This window comes from Lelliottia sp. F153, assembly GCF_002870005.1.
Lineage (GTDB): Bacteria > Pseudomonadota > Gammaproteobacteria > Enterobacterales > Enterobacteriaceae > Enterobacter > Enterobacter nimipressuralis.
Window position 1 is genome coordinate 707,893 of sequence record NZ_PKFT01000001.1, and the last position, 21,380, is coordinate 729,272.

17 protein-coding genes are annotated in these 21,380 nt (G+C 53.3%); 5 read left to right on the plus strand and 12 right to left on the minus strand.

The genetic code is table 11. From position 1 onward, the window contains the following. Positions 1-8: 8 nt before the first annotated feature. From F153LOC_RS03340 to F153LOC_RS03380, 9 genes are all read right to left on the minus strand, one after another. Entirely contained in the window at positions 9-2,366 is a 2,358-nt protein-coding gene (locus F153LOC_RS03340) for a type VI secretion system Vgr family protein (RefSeq protein WP_102103613.1), read from the minus strand. Beyond that, positions 2,363-5,029 (minus strand): type VI secretion system ATPase TssH, encoded by a 2,667-nt coding sequence (tssH, locus tag F153LOC_RS03345; RefSeq protein ID WP_102103612.1) that lies wholly within the window; start codon positions 5,027-5,029, stop codon positions 2,363-2,365. The genes F153LOC_RS03340 and tssH overlap by 4 nt, the downstream gene beginning before the upstream one ends. 179 nt (positions 5,030-5,208) lie before the next feature. Then, the gene (locus F153LOC_RS03350) at positions 5,209-5,700 is read right to left on the minus strand and encodes an Hcp family type VI secretion system effector (protein WP_100780316.1); all 492 of its coding nucleotides are present in this window, start codon (positions 5,698-5,700) and stop codon (positions 5,209-5,211) included. Between the two features lie 3 nt (positions 5,701-5,703). Next, positions 5,704-7,383, minus strand: coding sequence for an OmpA family protein (locus tag F153LOC_RS03355; protein WP_102103611.1), 1,680 nt, complete (start codon positions 7,381-7,383; stop codon positions 5,704-5,706). Then, the gene (tssL, locus tag F153LOC_RS03360) at positions 7,383-8,072 is read right to left on the minus strand and encodes a type VI secretion system protein TssL, short form (protein ID WP_102103610.1); all 690 of its coding nucleotides are present in this window, start codon (positions 8,070-8,072) and stop codon (positions 7,383-7,385) included. Before tssL ends, F153LOC_RS03355 begins: the two co-directional genes overlap by 1 nt. After that, positions 8,069-9,418, minus strand: a complete 1,350-nt coding sequence (gene tssK, locus F153LOC_RS03365; protein ID WP_102103609.1) for a type VI secretion system baseplate subunit TssK — start codon at positions 9,416-9,418, stop codon at positions 8,069-8,071. Before tssK ends, tssL begins: the two co-directional genes overlap by 4 nt. Positions 9,419-9,431: 13 nt before the next feature. Next, positions 9,432-10,982: a type VI secretion system contractile sheath large subunit gene (tssC, locus tag F153LOC_RS03370; protein ID WP_102103608.1), complete on the minus strand. Its 1,551-nt coding sequence runs from the start codon at positions 10,980-10,982 to the stop codon at positions 9,432-9,434. A gap of 36 nt (positions 10,983-11,018) precedes the next feature. Next, entirely contained in the window at positions 11,019-11,513 is a 495-nt protein-coding gene (tssB, locus tag F153LOC_RS03375) for a type VI secretion system contractile sheath small subunit (RefSeq protein WP_100780320.1), read from the minus strand. A gap of 598 nt (positions 11,514-12,111) precedes the next feature. Continuing rightward, positions 12,112-12,999, minus strand: a complete 888-nt coding sequence (locus F153LOC_RS03380) for a LysR family transcriptional regulator (protein WP_102103607.1) — start codon at positions 12,997-12,999, stop codon at positions 12,112-12,114. Positions 13,000-13,156: 157 nt separating this feature from the next. On the opposite strand from F153LOC_RS03380, the gene F153LOC_RS03385 reads away from it, so the two are divergent. The 5 genes from F153LOC_RS03385 (at position 13,157) to F153LOC_RS03405 (ending at position 18,452) form a co-directional block, all read left to right on the plus strand. Next, entirely contained in the window at positions 13,157-13,738 is a 582-nt protein-coding gene (locus F153LOC_RS03385; protein WP_102103606.1) for an isochorismatase family protein, read from the plus strand. Positions 13,739-13,992: 254 nt separating this feature from the next. After that, the gene (locus F153LOC_RS03390) at positions 13,993-15,051 is read left to right on the plus strand and encodes an alkene reductase (RefSeq protein ID WP_102103605.1); all 1,059 of its coding nucleotides are present in this window, start codon (positions 13,993-13,995) and stop codon (positions 15,049-15,051) included. 269 nt (positions 15,052-15,320) lie between these two features. Continuing rightward, positions 15,321-16,805: a carboxypeptidase M32 gene (locus F153LOC_RS03395; protein ID WP_102103604.1), complete on the plus strand. Its 1,485-nt coding sequence runs from the start codon at positions 15,321-15,323 to the stop codon at positions 16,803-16,805. Between the two features lie 149 nt (positions 16,806-16,954). Further along, positions 16,955-17,353, plus strand: a complete 399-nt coding sequence (asr, locus tag F153LOC_RS03400; RefSeq protein ID WP_095281884.1) for an acid resistance repetitive basic protein Asr — start codon at positions 16,955-16,957, stop codon at positions 17,351-17,353. Positions 17,354-17,630: 277 nt separating this feature from the next. Beyond that, positions 17,631-18,452 carry a serine protease gene (locus F153LOC_RS03405; protein ID WP_100780326.1) on the plus strand — a complete coding sequence of 274 codons (822 nt, stop codon included), beginning with the start codon at positions 17,631-17,633 and terminating at the stop codon, positions 18,450-18,452. A gap of 1 nt (position 18,453) precedes the next feature. Here the strand turns inward: F153LOC_RS03405 and F153LOC_RS03410 are convergent, their stop codons facing one another. From F153LOC_RS03410 to mdtJ, 3 genes are all read right to left on the minus strand, one after another. Next, complete coding sequence (locus tag F153LOC_RS03410; RefSeq protein WP_102103603.1) at positions 18,454-20,616, minus strand: bifunctional diguanylate cyclase/phosphodiesterase; 2,163 nt, start codon at positions 20,614-20,616, stop codon at positions 18,454-18,456. Between the two features lie 83 nt (positions 20,617-20,699). After that, positions 20,700-21,029, minus strand: a complete 330-nt coding sequence (gene mdtI, locus F153LOC_RS03415; RefSeq protein ID WP_100780328.1) for a multidrug/spermidine efflux SMR transporter subunit MdtI — start codon at positions 21,027-21,029, stop codon at positions 20,700-20,702. Continuing rightward, a complete protein-coding gene (gene mdtJ / locus F153LOC_RS03420) occupies positions 21,016-21,378 on the minus strand; it encodes a multidrug/spermidine efflux SMR transporter subunit MdtJ (protein WP_100780329.1) in 363 nt (120 codons plus the stop codon). Before mdtJ ends, mdtI begins: the two co-directional genes overlap by 14 nt. Positions 21,379-21,380 lie beyond the last annotated feature (2 nt).

Here is a 21,380-nt window from a genome sequence, read left to right on the forward strand (position 1 = left end):
CTTCCATTTTACTCACTGGTCCATTTGGCAGAGTTTTTTCTTGTGACCGTCACGTCCGTTGTTTTAAAGTCCGGTGTTTCCATCTGCTGGCTGGCACCTGTGCCCGGCACCAGGTAGCTCGCAACCTTCATCACCATCATCCCCTCAGATCCATGTTCAATCCCGTTCTTACTCAGGCGCAGATATGACCCACCACCGTTAAGTGTCAGTGTTTCAGGTGTGCTGATAATAATTTCATCTTCACTACTGGTCACGGTCAGCTGTTTTTCAGAAAAGAGAGTCATCGTGTTGTGCTGAGCCTGGATCTCGATGTCGCCCTGGTTAGCGACCAGCTTTGCGCCGTCTTTATGCACAAACAATCCCAGCGCTTTTTCTACCGTTACAGAAAGATTTTTCATCGCACCGATATCCAGATGCTGACCTGCATTAATCATGGTATTCCGGGTGCTGCTGAGCTGAAGGTGTTCCCCTGAGGTAAATGCTATCCCCTGCGGAGCGCTGCCCAGCAGTACGGCAGACTGGAGATCCTTGATTTTCTCGGTTACGAGGCTTATCTGGGTATTGATGTCACAGACCAGTGCTCCGGCGGCTTCAGCAGCGTTGTTCAGCGCCTGCATCTGGCTGTTGGCCTGGTTAATCTGGTTAATGGCAGGGGCCATTTCCAGTACCGGGCCCTGGGCTTTGGACTGAGCATCAGCCGTCAGGAACAGCCCTTTTGCCGCACGTACAGCGCCATGCTCATCCGTTCGCAGTTCAAAACCGGCGCCGCGTTTTTCACGCTGGCCATTGACCATGTGCCCCATGTTCAGCTGCGTTTTGCCGTATTCCGTCGCGAGCTTGATATGCTCTTCCTGCCGTTTATCCTCCATCCGCAGTTTATTGTTTGCCGGAGTGCGCCAGACGTTTCGCGTGTGGTTGTCACTGGTGACATGGTCCGGATGTTCTGAATCATGCAGGGCATAAGCGATGTAGGGACGATCCGGGTCTCCGCCGTCGAAGACGACGGCCACTTCAGTTCCGTCGAGAAGCGGTGAGTGAAATCCATAGGTATCACCGGCATAGGGTTTTGCCAGCCGCAGCCACAGATAGGCATAGCCCTGTTCAGGACTGCTGCGGTCGAAGTCCAGTTTTACCCGGTAGCGCCCATCCGGGTCGAGCCAGGAATAGGTGTCACCTTTCTGTGTGCTTTCCACCCGGGCAGGCAGCGAGCCGGATATCACCGGACGATTGAGCAGTGCCGGACGATAACAGACGGTTTCACTGTAGGGGATACCCTCAAACGTCAGCGTAAAGCTACTTTTGCGTGAACCGCTGGTGCGCACGGTGGTGATGACGATGCCTTCTTTGACGGCATCGGGTAGCGTGCCGTCAGTTTCCAGCACCTGTCCCGGAGCCAGATGAGGACTGGAGGAATGCCCGGTGACCTGATATTGCGCGTTCAGAATGCGTTCGTGGCGCAGGCGGGCGAAGTACGCCCCGGTCTCTGTACTATCAGTATCACCTTCTGTCAGGAAGGGTTCCGCGTAATGGTAGGTTTCCCCGGTGGTGATCCCTTCCTTGCTGAAAATACTTTCGGCGCTGTCCTGAGGTTTCAGTGCATCACGGTAGTTGTAGTCACGGGTGGCCACACTTCCGCTCACCACATTGTATGCGGTCTGAATATCCCAGATGCTCTCCTGCCCGCTGTCACTCATCCCGGCCTGGTTGCGTAACGGTAGCATGACTCCAAATTCATACTGCTGCTGGCTGTCCTGGAAAATCACCACATCCTGTTCAAGACGGGCATCCATTTCAAAGCGCCAGAAAATGCCCACTTCTGCAAGCAGACGCTGGACAAACTCAAGGTCAGTCTCCCGCCACTGGGTTATGAGCTCCCGGGATGGATATTCCCGGGAGAGCCGGAACTCAAAATCGGGTCCTTCCAGACCATGTTTACGTAATACTTGTTCAACCACTTCAATAACAGACTGATTGAGGTAGATCTCGCTCCGTTTCGTATAGTCCAGAAGGGCAATTCGGGGAACGATCGTCAGCGCGTAATGGGTATCATCATTCGAAGTGGACACGCGGCGAAAGGACTCAACCACGCCGAATACTGTCCTGACCGGCAGTGCCGGTGCCCCGTTAAACATCGGGGTCTGGAAAGTAAATGACGCCGGTTTCAGCAGTAACGTTTCGCAGGCAATATCCGTAGAGGAGCAGGTGACCGCCACGTTATAGCGCCATGGCTGGCTAAGTGATTCAACCGCGCTGTAACGCAATACGTCCAGGAACTCGCCGCATTCATGCACATCAACCCGGTAACGTGACTGATCTAACAGCTGTTGCACTGTATTGGTTGCCTTACTAATAAGGGAACCGCTCATGAATCCTCTCCTTCTGGCTCTTCATCAAATGCCAGCACAATGCCCTGTTCATCATCCCAGGTCAGCTGTAGCGAGGACGGCTTTTGTTTTGCCGCCATATGGCTCAACAACTGCTGGCTCAGTACCGGCAGAATTTGTTGATTCAGCAGGCTGTCCACGTTGCGGGCACCGGTATCTGGCAGTAGACAGGCTGTCGTCAGGGTATCGATGAGACTTCCGCCAATGTGAGTGGAAATGCCATAGTGGCGTTGCAGGCGCGTGCTCACCTGGGCCAGCTTCATGCCGACGATGGTGCGCATGGCATCCATTGCCAGCGGGCGATATATCACCGTCTGGAAGCGAGCCAGTAACGCGGGCTGGAAATGGTCGCGCAGGATCGGACGTAGCAACTCATGCAAATCTGCCTCTGTTGAGTCAGGCTGTTCGTCAACCAGCTGCATCAGCGGATCGCTCCCCAGATTGGACGTCATGAGGATCACGGTATTGCGGAAGTCGATTTCACGCCCTTCTCCGTCACGCATAAAGCCCCGGTCGAATACCTGATAGAACAGGTTCATCACATCCCGGTGTGCCTTTTCCACCTCGTCAAGCAGCACCACGCTGTACGGGCGCTTTCGAACGGCTTCGGTCAGAATGCCGCCCTGCCCGTAACCCACGTAACCCGGAGGTGAACCTTTTAACTGGCTGACGGTATGCGGCTCCTGGTATTCCGACAGGTTGATAGTGATCAGCGACTTCTCACCGCCATACATCACGTCTGCCAGCGCCAGCGCGGTTTCGGTTTTTCCTACTCCGCTTGGCCCCACCAGTAAAAACACACCCTGCGGCCCGTTCTCAGGTGTAAGACCTGTTTTAGAGGCACGAAGACGCTGAGCAATGGCATTTAGTGCCGATCCCTGCCCGACCACACGCGTTGCCAGCTGTTCTTCCAGTGTCAGCAGTTCGGTCTGCTCATCTTTCATCAGCGATGAAAGCGGTACACCCGTCCAGTCAGCGATCACGGTCGCAACGGTACGTACATCGACATCCAGGCCCAGTAATGGGCTGTTATCCTGAACCTGCGCCAGCTCCTGTTGGAAGGCGGAGATCTCCTTCTGGCGGCTGATGTCTTCCCGGCAGGCCTTCAGCGAGTCGGTAAGCTGTTTTTCGGTTTCATACTGTGACTGAAGGGCAGCTTTCTGCTGGTTGAGATCCAGAGTAAGTTGTTCGATTTGCGGCACACGGCTGGCATCAACAGTGTTTCCCAGAGAAATATCTTCCAGTAACTCCTGCTGCTCCATAGCCAGTGATGTCAGTTCGGCCTGCAAACGGGTGAGTTGTTCCGGCAACGTGTCCAGACTCATGCGCACCCGAGCCGCAGCGGTATCCAGCAAGTCCACGGCTTTATCGGGCAACTGGCGTCCGGTCAGGTAACGACGGGACAGCGTCACTGCTGCGCGGACGGCCTCGCCGGTAATGTGGACGCCATGGTGTTCGGCATAGCGGGATTTCAGGCCGCGCAGCATCAGGCAGGCAGTGTCATCATCAGGCTCATCAACCTTGACCATCTGGAAGCGGCGCTCCAGGGCAGCGTCACGTTCGAAGTACTGCTTGTATTCACTCCAGGTGGTGGCCGCTATGGTACGCAGTTCGCCACGCGCCAGCGCCGGTTTAAGCAGGTTAGCCGCATCTGCCCCGCCCGCCTGATTACCCGCTCCGATAATGGTGTGCGCTTCATCAATAAATAGCAGCACCGGCACCGGGGAGTGCTGGACGGCGTCGATGATATTTTTCAGACGCTGTTCAAATTCGCCTTTTACGCCAGCCCCGGCCTGTAACAACCCCAGGTCGAGCGTTCGGACAACCACAGGCTTCAGGCTCTCTGGCACATTTCCTTCAGCAATACGCAGTGCCAGCCCTTCAACCAGCGCGGTTTTCCCCACGCCCGGTTCACCCACCAGGATCGGATTGTTCTTTCGGCGTCTGGATAGAATGTCCACCATCTGACGGATTTCGTTATCGCGGCCAAAGACCGGGTCGATCTTACCGTCACGCGCCCGGGCAGTGACATCAACCGTAAAGCGGTTAAGCACCGCATCTTCCTGGCTGATTTCTGCCTGTTCCGCCGTAGCCGGGGCGTGCGTTCCCTTACCCAAATCCATCGCCCTGCCCATGATTTTGACATTACCCACAGGCTCTTGAATGAGCGCCTCCAGGCGCTCATCAGACTGCGATTCCAGAATGGGGCGCAGTCGTTCAAGCTGGCTGGTGGTTAGCGTCATCAACGGCCACAGACCTTCACAACGTGCCAGCCCTGGCGTTTCAATCATGGCGGTGAGCAGATGCACGCTGCGGATCTGTTCATCTCCGGCAAGCGTCGCAGCAAGCCAGGCTTGCCTGAGCAAAGACTGTAGTGAGTCTGAAAGCTCCGGACGACTACGTACCGAGCGAGGCAGACCGTCCAGCCAGCTCAGGAGAGCCTGCCAGACAGCATCCATGTCCCATTCATAGCGACGGGCGAGCACGGTCAGATCCCCTTCTCCTTGCTCCAGCAACTTTAACAGCCAGTGCTCAGGTGTGATTTCCGCATGAGCGCGCGTCTGGCACAACGAAGCCGCGCCCTCAAGTGCTTTGGCGCAGTATTGATTTAATCGACGCAGAAGAACGGCAGACTGACTTTCCATATCTCTATCTCTCTTTTTGATCGTTCAGGACACGCTACCGCCCATCGCTTTTCCTTGTGATAAGGAGACCAAAGCGCACGAGGTCAGAGGGCAGGTTTAAAAAGTAATTTTTGATGTCACCCGGACAGATGACAGCAAAAACTACCTCACGGGCTGACTTTCGCCAGCCCGGTCGGGTATTACGCGGTGGTGCGTTCGTTCCAGGAATCGGAATGAATGATGTTGCCGTCTTTGTAAGTCCAGGTAATTTTTTCGTAGCGAAGTTCGATCGCTTCGAGGTGATTGTGTTTCTCGAAGGACGGATCTTTGATGTCATGCATTTTCGGCGCGACTTTTACCAGCTTGACGTTTTCCAGTTTGGTGTTGAAGTACTCAACTTCCTGGCCCGCGTCGTTGATTTTGTACCACTTGAATTCAGCCGATTTCAGGGTCTGGCCGGTGGTGACCGCCTTGTACAGATACGGGCTGGAAGAGTCGATTTCTTTGGTAAACAGGAACGGGGTGTGGATACGGGTTCCCGTCAGTTTGCCGGTGTTGTTGTCGGTCGGGATGTACAGGTTATGTTCCTGAGCAACGACTTCGATGCTGCCTTCACGATCTTTCACGTCAACAGAACCTTTAATGTCCGCGCCGCCGTCATCTTTCAGCCACAGATAAACTGGAATTGCCATTTTTTACTTCTCCATTTCTTGGGTTAAAACGCCACGTACATCCTGTGACGCTGGTTTAGTGCCTGGCAGACGACAGGCATCTGCCTGCGGCACCAGACTGATTTCGACACGCCGGTTATGCGCACGGCCATCAGGCGTATCGTTTGAAGCAATCGGACGGCTGTCACCGTAACCCTGTACCGCAAAACAACTTTCCGGTACATCTCCGGTGTCCCGCATCCAGTTGCGAACGGATTCGGCCCTTTGCAGGGACAGATTCTGGTTAAGGGACACACTGCCGGTATTGTCCGTATGTCCGCTGACGACAATCAGCCAGCCGGGTTTGGCTTTAATCCCTACCAGTGCATTGACGAGAATTTTGGTCGAGCCGTCTTTGAGTAGCGCTTTGCCGGAATCGAATAGCGACATGCTGTCGAGTCGCACAATTTTGGGTACAGGCTGAGGTTTTGGAGCCGGTGGCGGAACATACGTATCAATAGCCTGCTGGAGGGCAAGCCACAGACGTTGACCCGGGTAATAGCCCAGGCTGTAACGAACAGGCTCCCCCTGTCGCTGCCAGCGCTCCAGCAGGAGAGCATCCTGTTTCAGCGCCGCCAGTGACTCAGCTTTAGGCACGTAATGATTCATCGGAATGGCAGACCAGCGCTGTAGATCGTTACTGACCTGGCGGATCAAATCGCGGTTATTGGATGCAGAAAAGCCTATAGCCGCCAGAGCACACAGCCATATCAACAGAACAACTCGACGAGTACGTTGCCCCCCCTGTATCGGGGAGGCAAAAGGAGCCAGCAACGGCATAACCGCATCAGGAAAACGACAGCAAGGATCGGTTTCTCCCGCCGGACGGCGAAATTGTAGGCAGGTTCGCAGACACAACCAGTGCGACCAGACTGATAGCATCTCTGGCCTGGCTGCACCGAGGCGTAGTGTCACAGCAAACGGGCGCACGGGAGGAATTAGCCTGTCCGCTTTCTCAAGCTCGTCCAGCAATGTCTCGCGAATAAAAGCAAATGCCTGGCCAAGAACCGGAAGGCAAGCCAGATTATTTTCCGTCTGCTGCCAGTCCATCAGAGTCAGAGGCGATTCATCACCCGGACACACAATTGGTCTGTCACCGCGAACAATCGCCCAGGGCGTCATAGGCCCTGAAAACTCGCAGCTCACCACCACCGGCATCGTAAATCCGATCAGTGCTTTTATCTGACGGACCTGCTGACGGAGTGTTTTTAGTGAAGATCGCAGAACGGCCTCATCCTGATGTTTGTCGGGCAGACACGTATACATCACGGAAAGCTGTCCCACCTGGCGGGGTTGCTGCACCAGAATGCTGCGCACAATATCCGTTAACCGGTTGACATCGCCCACCCGATACCACCAGCCCTGAGCGGTTTTTCTGAGTTGTTGCCCCTGAAATATCGCCTCAGGGTCATCCCCACACACCAGCACAACCGGCCCCTGAGTATCGAGTAATGGCAGTTCAACCGATTTATCAGTACCTTCAATTTCTGGTGCGCGATACCGGCAGCTTTTCCAGACACTCCACCCGGCAACAATAAAGAGAACCAACGTTGCCAGACTTTTAAATACATTACTGACCGGGGCGAAATACCAAAGCAGCCACAGCAACGCCGCAGCCCCTGCCAGGGTATGCAACACAACCGAGGCGATAACTGATTTACGCATTAACGTGGCAGCTCCGGGATTTGTGCCGACAACAACGCCTGAAGCCACAGATGCCCCCCCCACCAGACCACACTCGTCAGGATGACCGCCAGGACAATCCAGAACCAGACAGAACGCATCAGGCTGTAGCGATGCTTGCCCGTCCGATGAACAACGAGAGATAATCCCGCATCCGGCTGAGGTACACGCTCTGAAAGGGCTTTGATCACTTCATCACGCTGGGTCTGGCTCATCGTCTGAAGGCTGAACAGCCCCTGGAAACCGAGTGCGATAACCCGGTGATAGCAGATTAGTACCGCGTTAACTGGTGCTGGCTGGCGAAGGACTTCAGCAATGCGATCCCACAATGCTTCACCTGCATGCAGGGAGCCAAAGAACCTCGCCTGAAGGGGGGCTCTGCGCCAGGCTATCTGACCCGCATCCAGCCTGGACTCCTCGCCCTCTTCAGGTTTTTCTTGCTTGCGGCTCATCACGGCCTCATCCAGCAGGGCACACTGGGCATAGGAAATATGGTCAATGCTGGCCTCGTCGAATCCGGCACGTTCAAGTGCCTCACGAACGCTTTCAACCTGCCTGATGCACTTTTCATACAGCGCTGTACCATCCGGTGTGACAGCCCCTTTTTTGAGCATGGTGACGGTCAGCCAGGTTTCTGCCATCAGTTGGTCAATGTCGATGTCCTGTCTCATGATCGCAGCACCGCAAAGAGTTCAAGTTCCAGTTTCCCGAGTAACGCAGGGACATAGAACATACATACGCCCTGCTCCTGCATCTCACGGGCGGGAGCACTTTCCATGTCGAGGGCGAAGTACTGGTTTTCCATACGCACCGGTAACGCCGCAGGAACACGACTGACAGGAATGAGCGGAATTCCTTTGAGTGCGGCGCTGTAAATTTGATTCACGTCATCAGGTGACCCTGCCTGACAAAGCGCCGGGAAGCGCTCGGCAATCTGCCAGGCCGGAATATCCGAACGGACAGAAAGATACAAATCGGCTTCTTCACGCAAACGAATATCATGAAGACTGGCTTTCCAGGTCTGTTCATCAGGTCGCAACATTTCCAGTGCAATAACCCTTGATGGCAGACTGGCTTCCAGCAGCCCTGTGATCAGCTCAAACAGGGGTGGAAAGGCTTTTGCAGGTTCGGCATGGTCATAACCCGGTATCGCATCAAGGTCATGATCCAGAGAAAAGGTCAGCATGCTGCCAGCCAGACGTGCAAGCTCTGCCCAGACCTGTTCAGGATGACGGGCCGGGAAACGTTCATATTCTGTCAGCACCCGTGCATGGGAATTCAGGGCATTGAGCAACCAGAACAGCGAGACATCAGCGACTGCAAAATCAGCCAGCCGCTCGTTGCTCTCTCGACGCATTGACATCAGGCGCTGACGGCGGGAGCGAAGCTGGCGATTGAGTAATACAAGACGTTCACGAAGTGCTGGACTTGCGGAAAAGAGTGCCAGCGGCGGAATAAACGCCGGATCCTGACGCCACCCGCCCTGCCCGTCCCGGATAAGTCGAGCCACCGGACAGGTTCTCCAGGACTCGTTACTTTCATGCGCAAACCGGACAGCAATATTGAAACGTGCCACGGCCATAGACTCTTCTTCGGATCCGAAGGCATCCTGGACTGTCACCCATTCTTCACGATAGCGAAGCGGTCGGTCAGCGATGGCGCCGTCCTGTTCTACGTTGATCACACCTGGCTGCAGGTGAGGCAGTGCGATGACGACCGTGACCACATCCAGGCCCGCAAGTTGAACGGAATCGAGTTCGCGAGGTACAGGGGTTAAGTCACTGCTTTGTGTATCAATCAGTGAACCATCTTCAAGCCACAGTCGCAGTTGTGAAATCTGGATAAGTCCCGATGAAAGCAGTTTGTCATCAAGCTCAACGTTTTCCACACCCCACGGGAAAGGAGACGCCAGCGCCGACACTCCGGCACTGCGAAAAGATTCCCATTCTGCCTGCTGCTGGAACTGCTGAGGGGACAGCAATGCCCCCTCGTTCCACAGTGGACGATAAATTTTCATCCCTGCGACCACCTTAGGCTTTGGCTTTTGGCATCTGAGAAACCAGTGACAAATTGATGTCCATGCCTTCTACCTGGAAGTGAGGTACCGCAAAGAGTTTTACGCGGAAGAAGCCCGGATTGTCTTCGATATCTTCCACTGTCACTTTCGCGTCACGCAAAGGGTGTGATGCCTGAAGATCATCACCCGGGTCAGTCATTTCGGTTACCAGGCCGCGTACCCAGGTATTAAGCTCCAGCTCAAGCAGACGGCGGTCTTTGGTGGTACCGATATTTTCACGCTGAATCAACTTCAGATAGTGAGCGATACGAGACAGCAGGAAGATGTATGGCAGACGGGCATTGATACGGCTGTTGGCAGTCGCGTCAGCTGTATCAAACAACGCGGGTTTCTGCGAAGAGTTAGCCGAGAAGAAGCAGGCATAGTCGCGGTTTTTGTAGTACGACAATGGGATGAAGCCCAGGTTCGCGAATTCAAATTCACGCGTCTCGGGGATCATTACCTCTGACGGGATTTTCACCTGATTGCCGGTACCCAGATCATACAAGTGGATCGGCAAATCTTGCACTGCACCGCCCGCCTGAGGGCCACGAATTTGAACGCACCAGCCGTTATTGATAAAGCTTTTCACCATGTTGGCGGCAAACGCAAAAGAGGCATTGGTCCAGAGATATTTCTCGTGATCCGGGCCTTTCACCTCTTCCACATAGTTAAAGCTTCGCACCGGGACAGTATCCGGGCCATACGGCAGTCGACCGAGCACACGCGGCATAGTCAGGCCGATATAACGGGAGTCTTCTGAGTCACGGAAGGACTTCCATTTGATGTATTCAGCACGGTCGAAATAGTTGCCGATATCTTTAATCGCGGCTACTTCTTCCATCGAATTTTTATAGAAGAACTTCGGTCCTACAGATCCAATAAACGGCATGTGCGCCGCTGCAGACACTTTAGAGATGTTACGCAGCAGCGCCACATCCTGCGCGGACGCATCGAATTCGTAAGAGGAAATGATAGCCGCGATAGGCTCGCCACCAGGCTGATCGTATTCCATCGTGTACGTGTGATAGTAAAGCCCGCTCTGGATAATTTCCGGTGAGTCTTCAAAATCCTGACGGAGGTCATCTTTGGAGACATCCAGAATCTCAACTTTCACGTTCTGGCGGAAGTCGGTACGGTCAACGGTATGCTTGAGTCCGCGCCACAAGCCTTCTACGCGCTGGAACTCAGGATGATGCATCACTTCATCCAACTGGCGGCTGATCTGGCGGTCCAGTTCTGCAATATGTTGATCAAGCAAGGTTTTATCGAGTTTTTCGACTTTTTGGCCTGACTGGGTGATCACCTGCATGAAAACCTGAATCCCTGCCGTCACTCGCTCATCAGCGGATGCTTCCGCCATCATGCTGGTGTCCTGATAATTGGTGATATCACCCAGGTTTTTAACGGGAGTCAGATTGATTTTTTCAAACAGTGAAGCGTAAACGCTATTTTGCGGAGTTTTATCCAGTACAGTCGTTTGCCCTTGTACTGATTGTGTTTCGGTATTTACGGACATCAGCATTCTCTCTGTTAATCCATTAAAGATTTCACCCTGATATTATTCAGGAGCAAGGGCACTTAATTCGTCGCGTAATTCCTGCGTCAGAGCCGGATCGATAAGAATTTTCTCAAGTTCTTTTCGGAAAGTAACATTATCGAGAAGGTTAGATTTCAGATCGCGAAGCAAATTTCGCATGGCAAGCATGGCGCGGAGCTGCGGAATTTGACGGGCAACGTGTTCTGGTTCAAAGTCTTTCATTTCCTGGAAACTAAGAGAGATGTTTTCTTCAGAACCGTCGTTAGAAAGTGTATTTGGGACGGAATATTTTAATTCAGGGTTCAACTCAGAGAGGACGCTGTTAAAATTGTTTTTGTTAACATTTATTTTACTTCTTTCTGAAAGAGGGAGAGTTTCCTTTCCATTACTGAAATCCCCTACCGCCAGTAGTTTAAGCGGCAACTCTACTTTCTTTTGAGCGGAGCCTGTATGCAGGTCCAGCCGGATGTTTACGCGTGCTTTTGGTATCTCGCTTTGAAAGGTCGACTCAGCCATATCATTCCCTTAATACTCAACAGTTGTGACAGATCCAATGGTGTTTCTTTACACAAGCATGATAGAGCAAAACACTTACTGAGATCAAATTTACAGATCAAAATCTTAAATTAGAAAAATCTTAAGAATATTCATCTAAATGTTAATGTGGCATATTACCGTGAACTACTCATTTGCCCCTTAATCAACCTGATTTTGAGTGTTCTGATAGAGGTTTTAACTGCCAGTCAACAAACAGGCAGTTAAATGTTGATCAAATGAAATCAAATTGATCTACATCATGGTTATTTAATTATGCTGATGCACAGGGGGTTCGCAGGATAATATGCATTTTTTAATTTGTGTCAGAAATTAATAAAGAGGATGAAAATTCCTAAAAAAATTGTCAACTGAACAATTTCATTTGCAACGAAATGATTTAATATTCATTCACGGAGTGAATTTTTGCTTTGTCATGGCTTGGAATGCGTAAATGTTGAACGTGGCTATTCTGTTTCCAGGCTTCGTTTAAGAAATCCATTTCACCGACTCTATGTGAGACCGGTTCACTCACTACGCTCACTATCATTAATATGCCAGAGAGCATCACTGTTCTCTGTCAGTCCGTTTTTTCGCTTAATTTCTCGCGCAGAAATTCAATGAATACCTGAGTTTTTGCAGGTAACAGACGCGTCTCAGTCAGCGCATAAATGGTGACCTCTTCTGCTTGCCAGTCAGGCAAAACCCGAGTCAGTTTATTATCGATAACCTCTTCCTCGACAATTTTGTCCGGCAGGATTGCAATGCCAGCGCCCATCTCGGCAAAACGACGCATCATACCAATGCTGTTCATCTGAAAACGCCCGGTCGGCGTGACGCTAATTTCATCTTCTTTACGCTGTAATAACCAGTGGCCGGGCTTATCCTGGCGCATAGCAATACATTCATGATGTGTCAGTTCATCAGGATTGTCGGGCGTGCCGTTGCGACGTAAATACGCCGGGGAGGCATAGAGGCTTCGAGGGAGCGAGCCGAGCTTTCGCGCAATAAGACCGGAATCAGGCAAACTACCCATGCGAATCGCCAGATCATAGGGTTCCGAAACCAAATCGACATTTCTCGGTGTTAAATCAAAATCGAAGCTTATCCCAGGATGGCAGTCCGAAAACGCTTTGATGAGCGGTGCGAGAATAACTACCGCAAAATCGGCCGGCAAAGAGACCCGCAGCATGCCCTGTGGCTGAGCCAGGAGAGAACCGAGCTGCTCATGTGCCAGACGCGCTTCATCAATGATGCGCCGGCTTCGTTCGTAATAGATCTGCCCCGCCTCAGTCAGTTCAATCTTGCGGGTCGTCCGGTGTAACAGCCTGAGGCCAATAAACTTTTCAAGCTCATTTATTTTGCGGGACAGCGTGGAGTTCGGCATGCCGAGAGCCTGAGCTGCGCCACGAAAACTGCGCGCTTTGACGACCTCGACAAAGTAGGACATGTGGTTAAGAAGTTCCATATTCATTGTGCCATTGATGGAATATTCAATTCTGATTTTAGCTATTTATCCCAAAAATTAACAGAACTATACTTTAGTCATTCGCAGGAGATACCTGCACAAACCCTGATAAATACTAGCTATCTCAATCAGTTAACCACAAAAGAGGATTACCTATATGAGCTTTGAAAAATTCACCGCTGACAATGCCGCCATGCTGTTGATTGACCATCAGGTCGGTACGATGGGCTGGGCTAAATCGATGGCGTTTGACGAACTTAAACGCAATGCACTGATGCTGGCTAAATCTGCCGCCATTCTGGATATGCCGGTGGTGCTTACCTCCAGCATGGAAGAATATGCGCAGGGGCCGCTGCTTGAAGAACTGAAATCCATTCTGCCAGAAGAATTTGAAGCACGAATCAAACGCATGGGCATTGTGAATGCCATGGACGATGAGAACTTTGCCGCCGCCGTTCACGCAACCGGCAGAAAAAAACTGATTATTGCGGGCGTAACTAACGACGTCTGTACGGTATACCCTGCTCTGTCGCTGGTTGCAGCCGGGTTTGACGTGCAGGTTGTTGCGGACGCCGGTGCTTCTCCAACCAAAATGGCCGACGACATCGCCCTGCGCCGTATGGATAAGAATGGCATCACGCTTACCACAACGAACCAGCTGATTGCTGAGCTGGCAGGAAGCTGGGCGACACCGCAGGGTGAAAAACTGGTTCAGGTATTAATGGAATCTTTCCAGTAAACACTGAGCTGTTGGCCACTGACCCGGCAACAAAATATTTCTGTGGTGGAGTGAACAGTGTAAATATGCGCCAGCGTATATCATCCCCACAGAAAGCTCCGTGATACTTTTATATTTTTTTGATGCTCACCCTTTATCCGATGAGCGTTATTACCTTTACGTTTTCCTTCAGCATGCCGGGCTGCTGAATTAATTTCTTTTTATTATCTCAGGGAATTTACCGCCTTTATTTTTCAGCCTACAGGAAAAGAAAAATGAATAAAATATTTACCCCATTCACACTCGGGAAATTAACCCTTAACAACCGCCTAGTCATGGCTCCCATGACTCGCAGCCGTGCTGAATATGATGGCACGCCGGGTGCTCTTGCGGTTGAATATTACGCACAGCGCGCCGGTGTGGGTCTTATCATTGCAGAAGGGACACAGCCCAGCGATGACGGACAGGGATATTTGATGACGCCGGGTATTTACACCGACGCGCACGTGGCCGGCTGGAAAACTATCACTTCAGCCGTTCACCGTCAGGGTGGACATATGTTCATTCAGCTTATGCATGTCGGGCGCATGAATCATCCTGACAACACCCCGCACCATCGTCAGGGCGTTGCGCCGTCCGCCATTGCTCCCGGTGTACAGATGTTTACAGCAACCGGGATGCAGGATGTTCCGGTGCCACGAGAACTGACAACGGCAGAAATCGCCAGCACCGTGGCTGATTTTCGTTACGCAGCCAGACGTGCGATGGAAGCTGGCGCAGACGGCGTGGAAATCCACGGTGCTAATGCCTATTTGATACATCAATTTTTGGCACCGAGCGCTAACCAGCGCACAGATGAATATGGCGGTTCCATTGAGAACCGAGCCCGATTTGCGCTGGAAGTGACTGCAGCCATCGCCGATGAGATTGGTGCAGATAAAACGGCAATCCGTCTGTCGCCGGGCAGCAAGATCTGGGGTATTGATGAAGGTGAAGAAGGCCCGGCGCTTTATCGTTATCTGGTGGCTGAGCTAAATAAACTCGGACTGAGCTACCTGCATATTATGCATATGGGCAATGAGGAATTGCTTAGCGAGCTGCGGACATTGTGGTCGCAATCGCTGATACTGAATCGCCCGGGCAAAAGCAGAGAAGCCATCGGCGATGATGTCGAGTCCGGATTTGCTGAACTGGAATCCTATGGTCAAATGATTTTGGCTAATCCAGACTTTACCCGTCGTATTAAAACAGGGGCACCGCTGAACAGTGCCGATCCGGCAACGTTCTATGCCGGTGGTGCCGAAGGATATACGGATTATCCTGCAATGCAGTAATTTCTCGCACGAAGAGAGAGGATGGGCATTTATGCTCATCCTTTTTTTATTGCGCCGCACCGAGTCTGATAATTGCGGTGAGTTTTAGTCATATTACAGGTCACGAAAAGCCCCGCCCCCGTCAGGATATATATTCCAGAATTCAGCGCTGAAATTCATGAATACGCCATGAGATGAATATCCACAGTTGATTAACTCACCGTCGTGTCAGAAACGCGCATATCTGTTACATTGCCAGAACTATCGCCCGATTCCGACACGAGGACCTCATGAATAACAACAACTACCAACAACTCACCCGCACGTTCCAGCGTCTCTCCCGTTTCTCCCATCTCTCCTCCATCGCCAGCTGGGACATGTTCGCCATGATGCCGCCGGGCGGGAGCCAGGCGCGTGGGGAAGCACTGGCGGAAATGAGCGTGTTACAGCATCAAATTCTGACGGATAAAAAAGTGGGCGACTGGCTGGCCGCTGCCGAAAGTGAAGATCTTAATGACGTTGAACGCGCCAACCTGCGCGAAATGACGCGCCATTTCCAGCAGGCCTCCCTGCTGCCGGAATCGCTGGTGGAAGCCAAGTCTCTCGCCGGGAGCAAATGTGAACACGCCTGGCGCACCCAGCGTCCGGCTAACGACTGGCAGGGTTTTTCAGCCAACCTGAAAGAGGTGGTGAAGTTCAGCCGTGAAGAGGCGCGTCTGCGTGCCGAAGCCAAGGGCTGCACCCCTTACGACGCCCTGCTTGATATCTTCGAGCCAGACATGACCAGCGCCCGCCTCGACGTGCTGTTTGGCGATCTGAAATCCTGGCTGCCAGACTTGCTGGCGCAAGTGGTAGAGAAGCAGTCACAAAAATCGTTCGTTCCGCCACAAGGCCCTTTCCCGACCGCCGTTCAGCGTGAGCTGGGGCTGGAAGCGATGAAAATGCTGGGCTTCGATTTTAACGCCGGGCGTCTCGACGTCAGCGCCCATCCGTTCTGCGGCGGCGTGCCGGAAGATGTGCGCATCACCACACGTTACGATGAAGACGAGCTGCTGAGCGCTCTGTTTGGTGTGGTGCACGAAACCGGCCATGCGCGCTATGAGCAAAATCTGCCGCGCAACTGGCTCGGCCAGCCCGTAGCACTGGCGCGCTCCACCGCCATCCACGAATCCCAAAGCCTGTTCTTCGAGATGCAGTTGGGCCGCAGCAATGCGTTCCTGAAACATCTGCTCCCGGCGGTACATGCCCGCTTTGGCAGTCAGGCGGCGTTTAGTGAAGAGAACTTCATCGCCTGGAACCAGCGCGTGAAACCGGGCTATATCCGTGTTGATGCGGATGAAGTGAGCTATCCGGCGCACGTGGTATTGCGTTACGAAATTGAACGCGCGCTGATCAACGGTGAAATCGAAGTGGACGACATCCCGGCCCTGTGGGACGAGAAAATGCAGGCGTGGCTTGGGTTGTCGACAAAAGATAACTACCGCAACGGCTGTATGCAGGATATCCACTGGACCGACGGCGGCTTTGGCTACTTCCCGTCATATACGCTGGGGGCGATGTATGCCGCACAGCTGTTCAGTGCGGCGAAAACGGCGCTGCCGGGGCTGGAGTCTTCTGTTGCGGAGGGTGATTTCTCGGCGCTGTTTGACTGGCTGAACCAGAACATCTGGCAGCACGGCAGCCGCTTCACCACTTCGCAGCTGATTACCCAGGCCACGGGTGAAGATCTTAACAGCCGCTACTTCCGCGACCACCTCACCTCCCGCTATCTGTAACCCCCCGCGCCGGGGCGTGTACCCGGCGCTGTACATTCCGTTACACGCCGATACCAATGACTCACGGAAGCCTCGAATTCATAAGGATATAGTTATTTCAACGGCCCCGCAGTGGGGTTAAATGAGAAACCAAATTCGAGGGTATGAGAATGAAAAAAGTATTAGCTCTGGTTGTTGCCGCTGCTATGGGTCTGTCTTCTGCTGCGTTTGCTGCTGATGCTGCAACGTCTGCTACCCCAGCTCCGGCTGCTGCTGCGACCACGAAAGCGGCGCCAGCAAAAACTGTACACCACAAAAAACACAAGAAAGCCGCTGTAGAGCAGAAAGCTCAGGCCGCTAAAAAGCACCACAAAAAAGCAGCAACCAAACCAGCTGCCACCACCACTACGGCTGCGCCAACTGAGCAGAAAGCCCAGGCTGCGAAAAAACACCACAAGAAAGCCGCTGCTAAACCTGCTGTAGAGCAGAAAGCTCAGGCTGCTAAAAAGCATCACAAAAAAGCAGTAAAACACGAAGCGGCTAAACCAGCTGCACAGCCTGCTGCGTAATCGCACTCGCTAAACCGTGCCCCTCGCGGGCACGTTGCTAAACCGGCGCTGAGCTGTATTTATCGGCGCCGTTTTTTTATCCGGAGGGCGTATGCTGCGGCGCTATCGGTTTGAGTTCATTCTTATCACGCTTATTTTATGCGCGATTATCGCCAGCATGTTTTATCTTTCCTGATTGTAGCACGCTGATTTTACTCCCACTTTAACGCCGTCCCGTCTATAGTATTTTCATAGGGTTCAACTTTTTATAATCATAATTACCCCACCAGAGTGTGATATGCGGAAAACTGTTGTGTTGTTACTGGGAACGTTCTGTCTCTTTTCAGGCCTGGCACATGCAGACGATGGCGATGATAGCGCCATGGCTGCCAAAGAGATCAAAACGCTGTTCTTTGGTCATGATGACCGCACGCGTGTCACCGATCCGACCGGGGCGCCCTGGGATGCCATCGGGCAGCTGGAAACCGCCAGCGGCAACCTGTGCACCGCAACCCTGATCTCACCTCATCTGGCCCTGACCGCCGGGCACTGTTTACTGATCCCACCGAAAGGCAAGCCGGACAAAGCCGTTGCGCTGCGTTTTATCTCCCAAAAAGGTCTCTGGCGCTATGAGATCCACGGCATCGAAGGTCGTGTCGATCCGTCGTTAGGCAAACGCTTAAAACCGGATGGCGACGGCTGGATTGTGCCGCCGGCGGCAGCCGAGTGGGATTTTGGTCTGATTGTCCTGCGCTATCCGCCATCGGGGATCACCCCTCTGCCGCTGTTTGATGGCGACAAAGCGGCGCTGACGGCAGCCTTAAAAGCTGCCGACCGTAAAGTCACGCAGTCGGGTTATCCCGTCGATCACCTGGATTCGCTCTACACCCACACGGACTGCATCGTCACCGGCTGGGCGCAAAACAGCGTCTTATCCCACCAGTGCGATACGCTGCCGGGCGATAGCGGCTCTCCGCTGATGCTGAAAACTGACGGCGGCTGGCAGTTGATTGGCGTACAAAGTTCAGCACCTGCCGCCAAAGACCGCTGGCGCGCCGATAACCGGGCGTTATCCGTGACCGGTTTTCGGGAAAAACTTGAAGCGCTGGCGCAGGAATAGCTCAGCCATATTTGATTTCACGTAATTCCATAATCGCCTCGATGGGCATCGGCTGGCTGAACCAGAACCCTTGCAACTGATCGCAGCCCGCGAGGCGCAGCAGTTTCATCTGCTTTTCGTTTTCCACGCCTTCGGCCACCACCGCCATCCCCAGAGCACTGGCAATCCGCACGGTGCCGCTCACCAGCGCCGCCGCCTGTTCGTCGTTATCCACCAGCCCAGCCAGCGATTTGTCGATCTTGATGGTGTCAAAATTAAAACGGCGTAAATAACCGATGCTGGAGTAGCCCGTACCGAAATCATCCAGCGCGACGGCGATGCCCAGCGCTTTAAGATTCGAGATCGCGGCCCTGGCGCGCTCCGGGTTTTCCAGCACGTAGGTTTCCGTCACTTCCAGCTGCAGACGCGTGGCCGGGAAACGCGTCATTTCAATGACCTGCGCCACTTTGTCCTCAAATTCGGGATCGCGAAACTGCGCTGGAGAGATATTTACCGACAGCTTCAAATCACCGAAAGGCTCCAGATCCTGACAGGCGCGGCGCAGGACAAACTGCCCTAAACCATAAATCAGGCCGCTGGTCTCGGCGATACTGATAAACACATCCGGTCCCAGTTCCCCCGCCGGACGCCGTGGCCAGCGCAGCAGCGCCTCAACGCTGGTCATTTTCTGGCTACGCGCATCGATAATCGGCTGATACCAGATGTCGAACTCGTCGCGTTCCATGCCGCTGCGGATCTCATTTTCAATCGCCAGCTGCTGCTCGCGCACGCTGTTCAGTTCAGCGTCATACTGGGTGACGCGGCCCTTGCCGGTAATTTTCGAGTGATACATGGCGATGTCGGCCCGGCGGAACAGCTCCGAGCTAGTGCATTCGATCAGCGTGCCGCTGGCAATTCCAATGCTGGCGCTGATGTGAATGGTGCGCTCACCGAGGCGCAGGGGTGCACTCAGGAATTCAAGCACGTTATTGGCAAACGCCGCCGCCTGCGCCTGTGAATGGTCGCCGCCAATCAACATCGCAAATTCATCGCCTCCCATGCGGGCCAGCATGCCCCCTTCCAGCACCCGTTCACGCAGGGCGCCAGCCATCATGATGATCAGGTCGTCGCCCACGTCGTGACCATAAATATCATTCACATCTTTAAAACCATCGAGATCGATAAAGACCACGCTTTTGACATCAATATCGCCGCGCAAACTCACCCGCTCCAGCTCCTCAATCAGGGCGCGGCGATTGGGCAGATGGCTCAGCCAGTCCGTCCGCGCCACCCGCCGGGCCTGATTTTCTCCGCGCGCCAGTTTGTACAGCCCTACGCTGCTCAGCAGAATAAACAGCAGGATCAGCCCCGCCGCCAGGGTCACAATTTGCGTGATGTCGTTCGACGCGGCGCTGGCCGCCTGCGCACCGGGCAGTCGTGGCTGCCAGTTGAGATAGCCCAGCAGCTCGCCCGCCGAGCTTTTCAGCGGAACGCTGGCGATGCTGGTGTGATCGACGGTGAAATTGAGATCTTCAATCTGAAAGGTATTGCCCAGATCGCTCAGAATTTGCGGATTCAGGTGGCGGGTGATCACCAGGTAACGGCGCACATCGTTGTGCACCTGCAGGCGGCCAATCATCGGGCGGATTAGCCCAATGCCGACAAACGCTACCCCCTGGCGCGTGCGGGTGATCCCGGCGTAGATATTTTTCTCAGCGCGCAGCGCGTCGGCGTTATCGCGAATCAGCGCCTTCAGGCCATTGCCAAAAAAATCGAGGTTTTTCTCGTGGAAGGCTTTGCTCTGAAACGACCCCCACAACACATTGAAATGCTCGTCCAGCACGAAGGTGCCGTCGTACAAATTATTGATTTTAAAGCCTGCCCCCCAAGTATTGTACAGCCACTGGGTGTTCAGCACCGGGGGATACACCTCACGAACGGCATCATCCCAGACGGCATTATCAATCACCAGCGACCAGACGCGGTTGGCCGACGTCTGGATCGCCCCTTGTACGGAGAGCGCCGAACGGTGTTCATCTATTTCGTTGGTTTTACTGCTGATGAGGTGCAGGGAAAGGTAAAGCAGCGCAATGATGGAAACGATCAGGCCGATCCCGGCCATAAAAATCATGACAAACAGGGTTTTCGCGGTGGGAATATTGCGCCAGCTTAATGGGTTATACATTCGCCGCCCTCTCAAAAGCACTTCTTTCTAAGAGTAATACAGGTAGCGAATTTCGCTGCCCGTAAATACAGGCAGCGATCACATCAGGCCAGTTTTATCATGATCATGCCGGCGAGCAGCAGGACCAGGCCAATCCAGCCTTTACGGTTCAGACGTTGGCCGAACAAAATCCAGCCCGCCGCCAGCGTTGCGGCGATACCGAAACCGCCCCACAGAGCGTAGGCCACGGAAAGATCGATCCCTTTCACCGCCTGGGACAGCGCGCTGAACGCCCCCAACACTGCGGCGATTGACATCAGGCCGTAGACTTTACGGCGGAAGCCATCAGAGAATTTCAGGAATACGTTGGCGGCAATTTCCAGCACAATCGCCAGTGCCAGCCACGCCCCATGTACCCACTCAAACTGTTGCATGAGTTGGCTCCTGTGGCTGTTTTTTGCCTTTGCGGGTGCCCGATTTGATCAGCACAATGCCCGCGACCAGGGTGGTCAGACCGGCAATTTTCATCGTTGACAGGGTTTCATCAAATAACATCACGCTGAACAGCGTGATTAACAGAATACCGATCCCCTCCCACAACGCATACGCCACGCCGAGGGCGATTTTTTTAACCGCGAACGACAGGAAAATATACGAAAGGGAAATCATCACCAGCATTAAAATAAATCCGGTGTTGCCATCGCTGACGCTTGCCCATTTCATCGACAAGGTTCCGGTAATTTCAGCGATAATGGCCAGGGCTAACAATATCCAGTAAAACATGG

What these genes read in the sequence shown, in the direction of transcription:
- mdtJ (WP_100780329.1), bottom strand. Translation starts at nt 21,378, where the DNA reads ATGTTTTACTGGATATTGTTAGCCCTGGCCATTATCGCTGAAATTACC.
- F153LOC_RS03410 (WP_102103603.1), bottom strand. Translation starts at nt 20,616, where the DNA reads ATGTATAACCCATTAAGCTGGCGCAATATTCCCACCGCGAAAACCCTG.
- F153LOC_RS03385 (WP_102103606.1), top strand. Translation starts at nt 13,157, where the DNA reads ATGAGCTTTGAAAAATTCACCGCTGACAATGCCGCCATGCTGTTGATT.
- F153LOC_RS03355 (WP_102103611.1), bottom strand. Translation starts at nt 7,383, where the DNA reads ATGCGTAAATCAGTTATCGCCTCGGTTGTGTTGCATACCCTGGCAGGG.
- F153LOC_RS03340 (WP_102103613.1), bottom strand. Translation starts at nt 2,366, where the DNA reads ATGAGCGGTTCCCTTATTAGTAAGGCAACCAATACAGTGCAACAGCTG.
- tssH (WP_102103612.1), bottom strand. Translation starts at nt 5,029, where the DNA reads ATGGAAAGTCAGTCTGCCGTTCTTCTGCGTCGATTAAATCAATACTGC.
- F153LOC_RS03380 (WP_102103607.1), bottom strand. Translation starts at nt 12,999, where the DNA reads ATGGAACTTCTTAACCACATGTCCTACTTTGTCGAGGTCGTCAAAGCG.
- tssL (WP_102103610.1), bottom strand. Translation starts at nt 8,072, where the DNA reads ATGAGACAGGACATCGACATTGACCAACTGATGGCAGAAACCTGGCTG.
- F153LOC_RS03395 (WP_102103604.1), top strand. Translation starts at nt 15,321, where the DNA reads ATGAATAACAACAACTACCAACAACTCACCCGCACGTTCCAGCGTCTC.
- F153LOC_RS03390 (WP_102103605.1), top strand. Translation starts at nt 13,993, where the DNA reads ATGAATAAAATATTTACCCCATTCACACTCGGGAAATTAACCCTTAAC.
- tssK (WP_102103609.1), bottom strand. Translation starts at nt 9,418, where the DNA reads ATGAAAATTTATCGTCCACTGTGGAACGAGGGGGCATTGCTGTCCCCT.
- F153LOC_RS03405 (WP_100780326.1), top strand. Translation starts at nt 17,631, where the DNA reads ATGCGGAAAACTGTTGTGTTGTTACTGGGAACGTTCTGTCTCTTTTCA.
- tssC (WP_102103608.1), bottom strand. Translation starts at nt 10,982, where the DNA reads ATGCTGATGTCCGTAAATACCGAAACACAATCAGTACAAGGGCAAACG.
- tssB (WP_100780320.1), bottom strand. Translation starts at nt 11,513, where the DNA reads ATGGCTGAGTCGACCTTTCAAAGCGAGATACCAAAAGCACGCGTAAAC.
- F153LOC_RS03350 (WP_100780316.1), bottom strand. Translation starts at nt 5,700, where the DNA reads ATGGCAATTCCAGTTTATCTGTGGCTGAAAGATGACGGCGGCGCGGAC.
- asr (WP_095281884.1), top strand. Translation starts at nt 16,955, where the DNA reads ATGAAAAAAGTATTAGCTCTGGTTGTTGCCGCTGCTATGGGTCTGTCT.
- mdtI (WP_100780328.1), bottom strand. Translation starts at nt 21,029, where the DNA reads ATGCAACAGTTTGAGTGGGTACATGGGGCGTGGCTGGCACTGGCGATT.